12 protein-coding genes and 3 pseudogenes are annotated in these 12,564 nt (G+C 31.7%); 1 reads left to right on the top strand and 14 read right to left on the bottom strand.

All coding sequences use genetic code 11. The features are described from left to right. Nucleotide 1: 1 nt before the first annotated feature. From HMPREF0581_RS02650 to HMPREF0581_RS02600, 12 genes and pseudogenes are all read right to left on the bottom strand, one after another. Entirely contained in the window at nucleotides 2-265 is a 264-nt protein-coding gene (locus HMPREF0581_RS02650; RefSeq protein WP_036380138.1) for a hypothetical protein, read from the bottom strand. Between the two features lie 19 nt (nucleotides 266-284). Further along, nucleotides 285-872, bottom strand: a pseudogene (locus HMPREF0581_RS02645) (VirB6/TrbL-like conjugal transfer protein, CD1112 family); the annotation flags it as partial. Nucleotides 873-967: 95 nt separating this feature from the next. Then, nucleotides 968-2,974: a recombinase family protein gene (locus HMPREF0581_RS02640; protein WP_084645319.1), complete on the bottom strand. Its 2,007-nt coding sequence runs from the start codon at nucleotides 2,972-2,974 to the stop codon at nucleotides 968-970. 14 nt (nucleotides 2,975-2,988) lie between these two features. Then, on the bottom strand, nucleotides 2,989-3,162 hold the full coding sequence (locus HMPREF0581_RS08710) for a hypothetical protein (RefSeq protein ID WP_153297310.1): 174 nt from the start codon (nucleotides 3,160-3,162) through the stop codon (nucleotides 2,989-2,991). Between the two features lie 58 nt (nucleotides 3,163-3,220). Next, nucleotides 3,221-4,072, bottom strand: coding sequence for an ATP-binding protein (locus HMPREF0581_RS02635; protein WP_156918800.1), 852 nt, complete (start codon nucleotides 4,070-4,072; stop codon nucleotides 3,221-3,223). Nucleotides 4,073-4,203: 131 nt separating this feature from the next. Further along, on the bottom strand, nucleotides 4,204-4,956 hold the full coding sequence (locus HMPREF0581_RS02630) for a phage replisome organizer N-terminal domain-containing protein (RefSeq protein ID WP_036380136.1): 753 nt from the start codon (nucleotides 4,954-4,956) through the stop codon (nucleotides 4,204-4,206). Between the two features lie 88 nt (nucleotides 4,957-5,044). Beyond that, on the bottom strand, nucleotides 5,045-6,031 hold the full coding sequence (locus tag HMPREF0581_RS02625) for an ORF6N domain-containing protein (protein WP_036380134.1): 987 nt from the start codon (nucleotides 6,029-6,031) through the stop codon (nucleotides 5,045-5,047). Between the two features lie 146 nt (nucleotides 6,032-6,177). After that, a complete protein-coding gene (mobQ, locus tag HMPREF0581_RS02620; RefSeq protein WP_036380132.1) occupies nucleotides 6,178-7,878 on the bottom strand; it encodes a MobQ family relaxase in 1,701 nt (566 codons plus the stop codon). Between the two features lie 412 nt (nucleotides 7,879-8,290). Next, entirely contained in the window at nucleotides 8,291-8,701 is a 411-nt protein-coding gene (locus tag HMPREF0581_RS02615; RefSeq protein ID WP_036380129.1) for a hypothetical protein, read from the bottom strand. A gap of 153 nt (nucleotides 8,702-8,854) precedes the next feature. Then, nucleotides 8,855-9,706 carry a hypothetical protein gene (locus tag HMPREF0581_RS02610; RefSeq protein WP_036380126.1) on the bottom strand — a complete coding sequence of 284 codons (852 nt, stop codon included), beginning with the start codon at nucleotides 9,704-9,706 and terminating at the stop codon, nucleotides 8,855-8,857. Continuing rightward, nucleotides 9,699-10,433: an ABC transporter ATP-binding protein gene (locus tag HMPREF0581_RS02605; RefSeq protein WP_051426903.1), complete on the bottom strand. Its 735-nt coding sequence runs from the start codon at nucleotides 10,431-10,433 to the stop codon at nucleotides 9,699-9,701. Before HMPREF0581_RS02605 ends, HMPREF0581_RS02610 begins: the two co-directional genes overlap by 8 nt. A 158-nt stretch (nucleotides 10,434-10,591) precedes the next feature. Further along, a complete protein-coding gene (locus HMPREF0581_RS02600; RefSeq protein WP_036380210.1) occupies nucleotides 10,592-10,783 on the bottom strand; it encodes a helix-turn-helix transcriptional regulator in 192 nt (63 codons plus the stop codon). Between the two features lie 390 nt (nucleotides 10,784-11,173). On the opposite strand from HMPREF0581_RS02600, the gene HMPREF0581_RS02595 reads away from it, so the two are divergent. Next, nucleotides 11,174-11,983, top strand: coding sequence for a helix-turn-helix domain-containing protein (locus HMPREF0581_RS02595; RefSeq protein WP_036380123.1), 810 nt, complete (start codon nucleotides 11,174-11,176; stop codon nucleotides 11,981-11,983). 114 nt (nucleotides 11,984-12,097) lie between these two features. Here HMPREF0581_RS02595 and HMPREF0581_RS02590 read toward each other — a convergent pair. After that, a pseudogene (locus tag HMPREF0581_RS02590) lies at nucleotides 12,098-12,376 on the bottom strand (VirB6/TrbL-like conjugal transfer protein, CD1112 family); the annotation flags it as partial. Between the two features lie 19 nt (nucleotides 12,377-12,395). Beyond that, a pseudogene (locus HMPREF0581_RS08490) lies at nucleotides 12,396-12,494 on the bottom strand (Maff2 family mobile element protein); the annotation flags it as partial. Between the last annotated feature and the right edge of the window lie 70 nt (nucleotides 12,495-12,564).

Here is a 12,564-nt window from a genome sequence, read left to right as displayed (position 1 = left end):
CTTACCTCCCATCTTCTTTGTCCTTTGACAGCTCCTCAAAGTGTTCATATACAGATCCGATTTCTTCCTGAATAGTCGCAAGCTGTTCATCTGTATTCTTGTTATATCTTTGCTGCATTAAGCAAAAATCATTATGGCAGCGACCAATGTCCTGTGTCCTTTCTTCCAATTCTTCTACCTTGTTATGAAGTCTGATTCTATCAATTATCGCCATAATACCTGCTCCAATTACTACTGTTGTAAATACTGTTTTTCTTTTATTCATACTATCTTTCCTTTCTTTTTTAGTGTGCATTTAATACGCTTTTGGCCAGTGTTCCGCTCTTTAGCATCATTAACCCCAGCAAAACCGCATAGCCAAGTATCGTCATGGTACTTGTGTGTATATCTGTTATCTTAATTGTCTTAACTAATACTGCGTATATTCCAAGACAAACCATTAAAAAGAGTCCCTGTAGTCCAAGTGCAAATAATCCTTTGATGTAGTTTGTTCCAATCTGTCCCCACTCCTTGTTTCCCATTGTGGCAAATGGAATGGCTGAAACCGATGAGTAAACATAAATCTCAAACATTCTTCCGTAAACTACAAGCATGATCACAACGGATATTACCTGTATAGCAACCTTGATGAGTGAGGTTTCAAAGAGAATCATGACAAGTTCTCCAAGTCCCTTTTCTTTTAGGGTATCCATCATTGCCACTATCTGATCTCCGGAAACGGTGGCAGAGGTATTTATCACCCCTGCCGCCTTATTTACCATGTGCTGTGCCACATCAAAAACTGCCATTGAAAACTCAAAGGCATGGGATACTAACCATACAGCAATCCACATCTTGATGATGTACTTGAAAAATTCAAAGGTATCTGTATCGGTTGATATTTGTCAACAAAGTTTTTCAAATATTTACAAATAAAAAAAGAGATAACCACCATTTTGTAGTAGTTACCTCTAATCTCATCTATATTTTATTTATCATAGTTTATCAGCCTTATTGTTTCTTTTTTTACATCTACCTTTACAATATCATATCCCGCATTATAAATAGAATTTCCCATAGGTCTATCTTCACTTGCATACCAATAGCTTGGATATTTCCTTGCTGATTTACAAAGTTTTCTGCCTATAAGTTCTTCCACCTTTGAAAAATCAAGCTCTATTTCTCTATCTTGCCCTTTCAGATATTCTGTTATTGGTAAAAATCTGCTGTCTTTATGAATATACTTTTTATCCTCTGTTTTTTCTATATAAGTATCTTCCTTTATTTCATCATCTTTTCCTATCTCAAACTTACCGATAAAGTTAAAGTAAATATCTATTCTTTGGGTAAACTTATATCTTTTTAGTTTTTGCTTTTGGTAGATTACTATTTTATCTATCAATTGATTTATCATTGAGGTTGTAAGTATAGAAAAATCAGTAAAACTTTTTATGATCTTTATAAACTGTTCTGTATTATCACTAACAGATTGTAGCTTCTCCGTTACTTCCTCAAGTTCAACTATTTCAGTATTTAGTGTCTTTTGCTCCTCTGTATATTGAACAGCTATCTTATTAAAGGTTTCATCGTTTATTCTGCCACTTGCATTATCTTCATACAGTTTTACAAACAGCCTATCTATCACAGCAAGCCTATTTTTATCCGCCTTTAATTTCTTTATATTTTCCTTTTGACTTTTCTCCCTTTCTTCAAGTCTTGCTGATATAACGATATTTTTAAATTCTTCCTCATTATTCTCAATATATTTACTAATATCTTTTAAGGCTTCTAAAATAAGCTCCCTGACTACTTCTGTTCTGATATAATGTGCGGAACATTCATTTCTATGTTTCTGATAGGTTGAGCATATATAATTATCATACCTGACATCTTTTTTATAATGCCCTGTATCCTTATAATTTATCCCTCTTGAATTATATAGTTTTTCTCCACAATCTCCACAAAACAGCTTACCTGTAAGTGGATTTACCGTTCCTTCTCTTGACTGCCTTCTTGTCGTATTTAGAAGTGAATTGGCAATATCCCATGTTTCTTTATCTACAATGGCTTCATGAGTATTTTCAAAAATAGCCCGATTTTCTTTTTTATTGGTATATCTTCTCTTATCCTTAAAACTTGGTTTTATGGTCTTAAAATTTACAGTATGACCTAAATATTCTTCACGCCTTACAATACACGAAATACTTGTTCCCCACCAACGATAAGGAGTGTCAAATTCCTTATTGATACGATTTCCATAACCATTCATAGCCATATAATAAGAGGGTGAATATACCTTTTCTTTGTACAATAAATCTGCTATTTGATAGGGTCCAAGTCCGCTTACTACTAAAGAGTAAATTCGCTTTACAACCTTTGCAGCTTCTTCATCAATAATCCACTTATCTTTGTTATCTGGGTCTTTCTTATATCCGTAAATGGCATGGCTTCCTGTATGCTTTCCCTCAAGTCCTTTTGCCCTATATACCGCCTTAATCTTCCTACTGGTATCTACTGCATAGATTTCATTGATAATATTTTTAATTGGAATACTTATATCTGTTTCCATATCGGTAGTAAAGGTATCTACATTATCATTTATGGCAATAAACCTTACATTATACTTTGGAAAAAACTCCGTTGTATAGATACCTACATGAAGATGATTTCTTCCAAATCTTGATAGGTCTTTTACAATTACCGTTCCTATTTCTCCGTTTGCAACCCTTGTTATCATATTTTGAAACTCAGGTCTGTCAAAATTCGTTCCGGAATAACCGTCATCAATGAAAAATTCACACTGAAAAAAGCCATTCTGCTTGGCAAACTGGCTTAAAATCTTCTTTTGGTTTGTAATGGAATTGCTTTCTCCTTGAAGTTCATCATCTCTTGATAAACGACAATAAAGAGCTGTTTTTCTGTTAGCTTGAATAGACATTTTTTCCTCCTGTCTATCAAGCCTACCTACGATATTTGTATTATACTCCTTTTTCATAATTTTTTCCACCGTTAATTGTCGTTATTTTTTATAACTTCCTGCTTAATGATTGATTTCATCTTATCTTTCAGCTCTTTTCCATTTTTCTTACAGAAGATATTAACGGTGTATTTTGTATTTCCAATTTCTTTTTGAATTACTTTAGTCTTTTTATTATCTGTGCTTTCTGTTTGTATAGTATTCATAAATTCTCCTTTCCTTGTAATAAAAAAGCGATTAGAATTTCTACTTTTCCAATCGCCTTTACTCATCTATTAAGTTTTGTGCTTTCTTCAACTTTTCTTTGCTTTGTATTTTTCTTCTATCAAGTCCCGTTACCCTAAGAGGTAAGCACATTTCTATTATTCTTGAATAAATTCTGCCAAGCATTATATATTCCTGTTCTTTTTCTATATCCTTAAAGTTAAGGTTTGTGGTTATAATGGTTGGTCTTGCCTTTAAATACCTTGCATTTATCACATTGTAAATCTGTTCTAAGGCATATTCTGTATTTCTCTCTATTCCAAAATCATCAAGGATTAGTAGGGTAGGATTTGTTATCTGCTCGATATATTCGTTTCTATCAAGGTTAAAGCCGCCTTTTTGTAGGTCGTTTAGTATCTGTGCAAAATTTCTCATTTTAACTGTATAGGAATACTCTGTGATTATGGCATTTGCTACCATGCAAGCTATATAGGTCTTGCCACTACCTACATTTCCATATAAAAGCAAGCCTACATTGTCCTTTCTCATTTCTTCAAAATGCTTTACATAGTTTTTAGCCTTTTTGATGATTTCTTTATCGGTATCTTCATCAGCATTTTCAAAGGTATAGGCTATTTGATTTTTGGATATAAAGCAGTTTTTTCTAAGTTTATCCTGTTCAATCTGCTTTTCCCTTAATTTTTCTTTTTCCTGTCTATCTCTATCACATTTGCAAGATATTCTAATAATCATCAGCTTGTCTAACATCGGAATAGGCTTGCCATCTATTCTTTCATTACAAGCCTTGCAATAGATATGTCCGTCTTTTTCATAGTGAGTTTCTTTGTTGTAGGTAAAATCCATACCCTCTATTTTTGTAGTTATCATATTTTGATTATCTCTGTTATTCATAACTTTCATTCTCCTTTTTCCTGTTAAGTGGTGGAATGCGTTTTAAGGCTTATTTTTTATATTGGGTATACTCTGATACCTCTTTTAGCTTTAATGCTCTAAAAACACCTTTCCACCTCGTTATATGATATTTATAGGCTGTCGCTATCCTCATAGTTGGTTGAATAGGTTTTAGAAATTTTATTTTGAATATTTTTCTGTGTTAGTTTTTCTTTGTCCTGTTCATACCAATTAAGGATTGTTACATAATGGTCTTTATAGTCTGTCCCTTTACTCTTGATATACCTTGACAGTTTTTCAATCATTATATCGGTATTAGCTTGCAGCTTATCTTGTAGCTTTTTATATTCTTCATCGGTTAATCGGATATTTTTATATTCTCCATAAAAACTATGGGGTAGGGGTCGCTTTTTCCTCTCTCCCTCTTTCTCTAACTCTATATCTATCTCTTTCTCTATCTCTGTGTTGCAGTTTTGTTGCATAAGCGTTGCAGTAGTGTTGCATTGCAACATTTTTTGTTCCCTTGATTTTCTTGAACGCCTTGTAGAAGCTGTTTCTGAACCTATAAGACTTGGAATTTCTGTTAGAAAATATTCATCATTTTCTACAATTATTTCCATTAAATTCTGTGCTATAAGGTAATTTACTGTAACCATTACATCATCTTCCTTTTCATCAATGGTTAAGGCAAGTTCCTTTATAAAGTCTGTTTCCACTCCGTCATAATATAGCTTTCCACTATCTTTTAGGCTTAATAACAATAATTTAAGATAGATAATTGTATAAGTATCTCCTCCGGATATTCTCCTTAATCTTTTTATCCTCTTATCTGTAAAAAAATCTTCTTTCAATTTTAACCAATAATATCTTCGGTTTTCTGCCATTTATTCCTACCTTTCTTCAATTAAAAAAGACGATAGATTTTCACTTCTACCGCCTTGCATATTGTTATGATTTTTTCATAATTATATATTAAATTTTTAAGTCTTTATTATTCAACATCTTGCTAAACATATCATGGTACATATCTTTAGAAGATTCTTCTATCTTGGTAATGCTTGATACCTTATTTCCTGCATCCTTTGATGAAGCTCCGCAAAGATAAATGGCTTCATTTTCTGTTCCATAGTCTATGGCAATGTATCTATCGTGATACTTTTTACCGGCTATCTTTAGCTTCAGGTCTATATTAGGATAATTTTTTCTAAAATCATCTAAAATATTTTTTGTAAGCATATCCTTATTTTTAACATTATCACTAAAGACTATAATTTGAGTTTTATCTCTTGCAGCTCTTAAAAGTTCAAGTGTTTTAAGCCCTATATAGTTATCTATAACATAAATACTTTTCTTTGCTAATTTATATATTTTCGTATGGGCAACATCAGCTTCTATCTTATCTCCGTTCATCAAAAGGAAATGTTTATATGTTTCCGGGTCTATAAAATTATCCATTACCTTTTTCAAATCTTCTTTGGTAGCCATTTGAGATTTTATTTCTGCAATATCATTTGTGTTTTGGTTGGTTTGAATAGCAATTTGTACTAATTCCTTTGAACCGATAAAATCCTGATTTTCAATAATAAAGTCTTTCATCTGCTTAAACATTCGTATTAAAGCCTTGCTCTGTTTAACTGCAAGCTCTCCCCTTAATACAGTCATAAGCATATATATTCCCTGTTCTGTAAAAGCATAAGGTAGTTTTCTACGCCCGCCCCAACTTGATGTCGATTTTTTCGATATCAAGTTTTCAAACTCTGACTTCGTCAACTGAAACATAAAATCATCATCAAATTTCTCCGAATTATTTTTTACTTGTTCGTTAAATCTTGTCGTCGTATACCCATAAATTTCAGCAAGTTCAAAATCGAGCATAACCTTTTGATTTCTTATATAGTAAATCTTACTTTTAATTGTAGTTTCATCTATAACTACAATTTCTTTATTTTGTTCTGCCACAAAATGCACCTCCAATATATTCTTTTAAGTCAACAGCCCGTTGATCATGTATTTATCATTATCTTCAGCTTACAGCCTATAAACCCATTTTATCATTACAAATTTAGTTTAATTGATATAATTATACCAAAAATATCACTTATTTTCTATCTCTCAGTTTCCTTATGGATATGGTCTTTCTTTTTATAATGCTCCTTAGCCCATGCTTTTTGCCTATCCTCTTTTTTAATCTGTCTTTGAAATTCCTCAAGTGCCATTTTTACGCTTGGTTTTTCTCCTCTTGCAATAGCTTTTTTATAGGCTATTTCTATCTCAATATTTATATCTATTCCAAAGTCTTTATTTACTTCACCTACTACATATTTGATATGGTTTATTTGAGAGATTTCCTCTTTTATAAATTTTTGGTTGAAAGTGAGATGATTTATATCAGTCTGTAACTCTCTTTTTTCTTTCTCCCATTTTTTTGTTTCTATCTTTTCACTTCCACTTAATTTTTTTAGAATAGATTTTGCTCTAATATATTTATCAATTTCTTCTTTATGGGAATTGTAATATTCTTCTTTACTTGCTCCTGCTATTTTACTGAAGATAGAATTATCAGCTCCTTTGTATCTATCATAGACAGTTTTATGTTCTCTCATTATTTTAGCCTGTTTGATTATAGTTTCTATATTTTTAATTTGCTTGTTACAATCCGCTATGCTTTCCTTATTTTCTTTCAGCTTTGTCAATACTTCATCTTTTTTACACTGTATATCTATGCTTGTCTTTAGATTATTACTGCTCATATAGGATAGAGCTTTGACATACTTTTTAGAGTCAAAATGTTCCTTTCTCATTCTACTGTCATAACTTAAATTTTTAGATAGTTCTTTTTGAATGTTATAGTAGGTTTCAAGATAGGAATAGACATTAAAAAGGTCTGGAGTTAGGTTATATTCTTCCTGTTTTTCTTTAGAAAATCCTTTCAACAGTCCCTTTACCATATTTACCAAACTTAAAATCCAACTGCCTATTTCTGCAATTTCTTCTTTTAATTTTTTGAACTCTTTATTTAAGGCTATGATTTTTCTATTATGATTTCCTCTTTCTGTCTGTATACCTTTTTTCTCCATCTGATAACTACTTGTCCCTAAATGAATTTGTGGTAGTTCTTCTCTTCCTTGTTCTTCAAAGGTGCGTGGATCTATTCTTTTATCTATGTTATTTTTTTCTAAATACTCATTTGCTTTCTTTGAAAAATTCTCTCTCCATTCTTTTGCTTTGTCAGGTTCGTTCCAATCATTTAGATTTACTTTTCTTGATTTATAGTTTCCACTTTTTAGCTTTATCTTTTCTCCATTTTCATCAAGGATATATTCTTTTCTACTTTTAGGTTTCCATTTTCCTTGTTCGTCAATTTCTCTAAGGGTAAGTAGGATATGGGCGTGTGGCTGTTCTTCATTATCACTGGCTGTAGGATTATGAATATTACAATCTGCTATCATCCCTTTAGAGGTAAAGTTTTCTTCTATGAACTCACTGATGAGTTTTATCCTATCTTCTTCGTTTAATTCTCTTGGAAGTGCAAAGAGTAAGTTTCTTGCAAGCTGTGAGTTTTTACTTTTTTCTATTTTCTCCACGCTATTCCATAGATACTCTCTATTGGAAAACTCTTTTGGGATATGTTCCGGCAAGAATATTTTTGAAAAAAAAAGGTCATCTTTTTTAGAGTAATCATGGACTTTTACATAGTATTCATCTCTTAATTTATCTCTTGCATTATATGCAGCCTTTGCAATTACGCTATGCCCTTTTGACCTTGAAACTATATCTACATGGGTATGTAAACTTTTGATTTCCATTCTTTTCGCTCCTTTCCATTTATGATTTTTATATTTTTAGGCATAAGAAAAGCAGATAGATTTTTCTTAAAATTTTTCTATCTGCTTTTCTTTATTTAATATTTAATTTTCATATTTTAGTATCTTTATGATGATAGGTATCTTCGCTCCCTTTTTCAAAGGGCGCAAAGATACACCGACTACATTCGGTGCTTTGCGTTCTTGCAGAAAGCTATACGCTCCGCTAAGGAAACGAAAACGCTAAAGCATTTTTGTTATTCAAGGGGGCTACTCCCCCTTAAACCCCTGTGGACTTTGTTTTTTGTAGATTATGATAATCAACAAAAATGCAAAGTGTTAAAATTTCTCTCCACTTTGCACCATCAATTCTCATATTTGCTTTTCATAAAAGCCGCCTGTCTAATCCTTATTTTTAATCTTCACTTTCTAAAAAATCAGCTTCCATATCTTCATTTAAGTTTTCTTCTTTTAGATTATCTACACTGTCATTTTTATCATCAGAATTATTAATTTCTTCTACATCAATCTCTTTATCTTTAAGATGAATTTCCGTAAGTTCCTTTAACTTTTCTCTGTTTCTGTTATCTGATAAAACATAGTCTAAAAAGGCATAGATTAAATCATTATTTGTATTTTCTTGCCTACCCGTAATTTCTCTTTCAAAGACTTCAAATACTCCACCCTTTTGAATTTTTCTTTGCGTCTCAGCTTTTCTTTTTAATTGGTTTTTCTTTTGAGTAAGAAGTTTCTTTCTGTTTTGTGCTTTTTCAATTCTATCTGCTTCTTTCTCTATTTGTTCCATTACTTTTTCTAATTTCTTCACTTTTAAATTCTCCTTTCTTTCATCATTCAAATATAATATATAAAAACGGAGACAACCTTCGTCCCCGTTACTTTCTTACCACTCTTATTCTTTTATATAATATTCTGATGAAAATTATAAGTATCGCTAACTAAAATTTATAATTTTTCACCTCTACGTTTCAATATCCTTCTTTTCAAACCAATAGACACTAATCAACAAATAGATGCATAATGACATTAACATAATAACTATAGCCCTAATAAAAACTTCCGTTGTGCTGTTTATAGAAACTGTCCCTATATTGCCAACAATTGAATATGGCATAATGCTGAAGTCTCTTGTTCTGCTTATAATAGTCTGAACAAGAGGGTCTATAACTTGTAACAAACCTGCACTAGATAAAAGCCCTATTACAACACTGACTATTCTATTTCTTGTTACAATTATCAACATAAGGATAAAACTTGCAAATGAAACTTGCAATAAAATTTCCATGACTAAAAATGCAATTAGCTTATCAAAATTAATAATATTTAAATATCCAAATGCAAAATTCGATGTGATTACTATACTTGCTACTGCACATATAAACTGTAAAACTGTAAAAATCAAAGCCATAATCATACTTGAAAGCATTATTTTTCTACGATTTTCTTTCGTTGTTGCAATATGCTGCAAAAATCCCGACTTAGTCTCAGCAGTTATATAACCTACCAAGAAAACAACCAAAAATATCAATAGCAACTTGCTCTGTATATTATTAACTATTAAAATATCTGTAGCAACACGTTCCCCTTTACACCATTCTGGCAATGTGCTACCGATATAAACACCCCAATCCTCAGTACCTGACATTTGTTCCTCAACAGCTTCTAATAATTTTGGATTCTGTTCATAGTAATTTATATCAGATTTAGTTAATAACACAGAGGAGAACATTATAACTATAGTCGCAAGAAGACATACCCAAAACATACGGTTTTTAGTCATTCTATAAAAATCCATTTTTATAAAATTAAACATTATCCTGTCCTCCTGTAATCTTCAAAAAATAACTCTCAATATCTACATCTAATCTCTTACACTCATTTTGCAATTCTTCATTTGTAAATTCTTTAATAAGTTTTCCACTGTTTATTATTCCATATTTCGTAGCCACTTTTGATAACTCACTCAGCATATGACTAGAAATAATCATACTTATTCCCATTTCAACATTGAGTTTGATAATTAAATTTCTTATGTCAACAATTCCTTGAGGATCTAACCCATTTATAGGTTCATCTAATATCATTAAATTTGGCTTTCCAACCAATGCCATTGCTATTCCTAAACGTTGTTTCATTCCAACTGAAAAAGACTTTACCAATTTATTTCTTTCACTATATAAACCAACCAATTTAAGTAATTCATTTATATCATTAAAATTTTTTTCATTTACAAAAATTTTTTTCATTTTTAAATTGTCATAGGCACTCATATTAGAGATTAAACCCGGTCTTTCTATTAAAGTTCCAATTCGAGCATTGATATTATTTCCCTGCAATAAATCGCCATTTAAAGTAATCGTCCCACAAGTTGGTTTCGATAACCCGGAAATCATTTTAAGCAAGGTGCTTTTCCCCGCTCCATTTTTACCTATTAGACCATAAATATCTCCTTTACATAAATTTAAATCTAAATCATTAACGGCTAAATGCCCATCATATTCTTTTGATAATCCCTCAGTACGTAATATATATTCACTCATTTTCAAGTCGCCCCTCTCATAGATTTTTGATTCATTTCATTTTACAAATAACATCCGGCACATTTTAATTTAACACTGTTGGCGACTAGCAAAACAAATGTGCCGGAACTCTTATATAAATAATGCAAGCAATAATAACTATTCAGAAGTCATTTAAGTTATTCGCATATAAAAAGATCATCCAAACTAACTTCTAAAAGTTTCTTTATTTTACACGCTAACTTCAAGGAGGGTGTTGCTCCCCCTCTCTCTACACTACTAATGAATTGTTGAGATACCCCAATCATCTCCGCCAAACATTTTTGACTTATACCTTTAGCTATCCTTAATTCTGCAATTCTATTTGCCATTATAATTAAAACCCCTTTTTTTGTTTGAATTATACCATATAGTTTGACAATATACAAGTAATACTTGTATAACATTAAATAATTGTCGGTTACACCTGATATAGTTCCTATCCCCGAATCTCATAGCGACGTTTTCTTCTAATTGGCAGGCTCTCTTCTAAAGTTTAGAAAGTCATCGCCTACTTCCCCATAGATACATATCCTTACAGACCGCTCATTCAATTGTCAAAGAACAATTTTCTTTATGTCTGTATGATATTGTATTTTTGCTATTCTTCCCGTATGTCCTAAATCTTGGAATATTTCATTTTGTTCCCACTTTTCCATAATTGTGGAAATGGTATGGTATAATATTTATAAGAATATTTTGTATCAAGGAGGTTATCTATTATGAAGTGTAAAATAACCTTACAGGAGCGCTTAAAAGATTTAAGAGTTGCACATAATCTAAATTTAGAGGAATTGGCTAAACTAACAGGCATTTCAAAATCTGCTTTAGGTAACTATGAAAATGATGATTATAAAGAAATAAATCATGGGAATTTAGTTACACTTGCACAATTTTATAAGGTATCCACTGATTACTTGCTTTGTCTTACAGAAAACAAAAATCACTCAAATACAGATTTAACTAATCTACACTTGAGTGATAATATGATTGATTTATTACTAAGTGGTTCTATCAATAACCGTTTACTTTGTGAAATTGCTACACATGATAAGTTTAAGGAGCTTATGGCTGATACGGAGATTTTTGTTGACGGTGTTGCTACTAAACGATTTAATGACTTAAATTCTTCTCTTGAAACTGTAAGGGCTGAAATCATAAACCAAAATCCTAATGTATCTAATGACCATACTTTAAGAACTCTATCGGCTGCTCAAGTAGGTGAAGAGGACTTCTTTTGTCATATTACCCATAAAACATGGGATAGTATTATAAAAGATATTCGTAAAAATCATGAACAGGATATTGACAGTATTCCTGAAGATGATACTGCCTTATCATTACAGAAAATTCGTCAGATTATGATTTCTTCCGGAAATAACATGGACAAATTCATTGAGATTTTCTGTAATTCCTTTCAGCTAAAATATAAAAGGTTATCTGAAGATGAAAAGGAGTTATTAAGAAAATTATTCAAAAAATCTCCTATCATTAAAAACTCCGGTGTCAATTTTAGAAAAAGAAAAAAATAGTTTGCAAAAACTCTTTAATCCATTAAGTTTTAATAATCGTAAGTAGGCTTGATAATTTGTATTTTATATTTGAGGTTATTCTATATTGGAATAACTTCTCTTATAGAATACAACATCGTGCATATTGTTCTTTTGCATTACCATGTTGATAAGCTCAATACAAAGGACTGCTGTGATGATTAGCCCTGCTATGGGAATAATGACGGAATCGTTAATGCTTTTGATAAAGGCAAATACATCTCCGTTCCACCCCATAGGCGTTTTGCCTACATCTGTTGCAACCGCACCAACTTTGTCGTTGATATCAAGAAACATGGACTCTAAGTTTGCTTGGATACCGCCCAGTAGAAGCTCCTTAAAGAATTCTTCTATCTTGTCGAATATTCCAAACATCTAAGCTCTCCTTTTCTTCTTAATTGAGTACATTGGCAAGTAGTGGAATGAGCTTAAGTCCGATAAGAACGATACCTCCTCCAGCCATAAGCTGCTTAATACCCTGGCTCTTAGCACCGGATAGTGATAGGTAATCCTTTGATGTTATCTCCGGATTTTCCCCCACTTCACACCGTGCATGCGACTTT

It is taken from the genome of Mogibacterium timidum ATCC 33093, from assembly GCF_000525775.1.
In the GTDB taxonomy this organism is placed as follows: domain Bacteria; phylum Bacillota; class Clostridia; order Peptostreptococcales; family Anaerovoracaceae; genus Mogibacterium; species Mogibacterium timidum.
The sequence above is the reverse complement of the archived record's forward strand: the minus strand, read 5'-3'. Positions and strand labels throughout refer to the sequence as shown.

Coding starts and splice junctions, on each gene's coding strand:
- HMPREF0581_RS02595 (WP_036380123.1), top strand. CDS start 11,174: ATGAAGTGTAAAATAACCTTACAGGAGCGCTTAAAAGATTTAAGAGTT.
- HMPREF0581_RS02600 (WP_036380210.1), bottom strand. CDS start 10,783: ATGGCAAATAGAATTGCAGAATTAAGGATAGCTAAAGGTATAAGTCAA.
- HMPREF0581_RS02640 (WP_084645319.1), bottom strand. CDS start 2,974: ATGAAAAAGGAGTATAATACAAATATCGTAGGTAGGCTTGATAGACAG.
- HMPREF0581_RS02610 (WP_036380126.1), bottom strand. CDS start 9,706: ATGTTTAATTTTATAAAAATGGATTTTTATAGAATGACTAAAAACCGT.
- HMPREF0581_RS02605 (WP_051426903.1), bottom strand. CDS start 10,433: ATGAGTGAATATATATTACGTACTGAGGGATTATCAAAAGAATATGAT.
- HMPREF0581_RS02635 (WP_156918800.1), bottom strand. CDS start 4,072: ATGAATAACAGAGATAATCAAAATATGATAACTACAAAAATAGAGGGT.
- HMPREF0581_RS02650 (WP_036380138.1), bottom strand. CDS start 265: ATGAATAAAAGAAAAACAGTATTTACAACAGTAGTAATTGGAGCAGGT.
- HMPREF0581_RS02630 (WP_036380136.1), bottom strand. CDS start 4,956: ATGGCAGAAAACCGAAGATATTATTGGTTAAAATTGAAAGAAGATTTT.
- HMPREF0581_RS08710 (WP_153297310.1), bottom strand. CDS start 3,162: ATGAATACTATACAAACAGAAAGCACAGATAATAAAAAGACTAAAGTA.
- mobQ (WP_036380132.1), bottom strand. CDS start 7,878: ATGGAAATCAAAAGTTTACATACCCATGTAGATATAGTTTCAAGGTCA.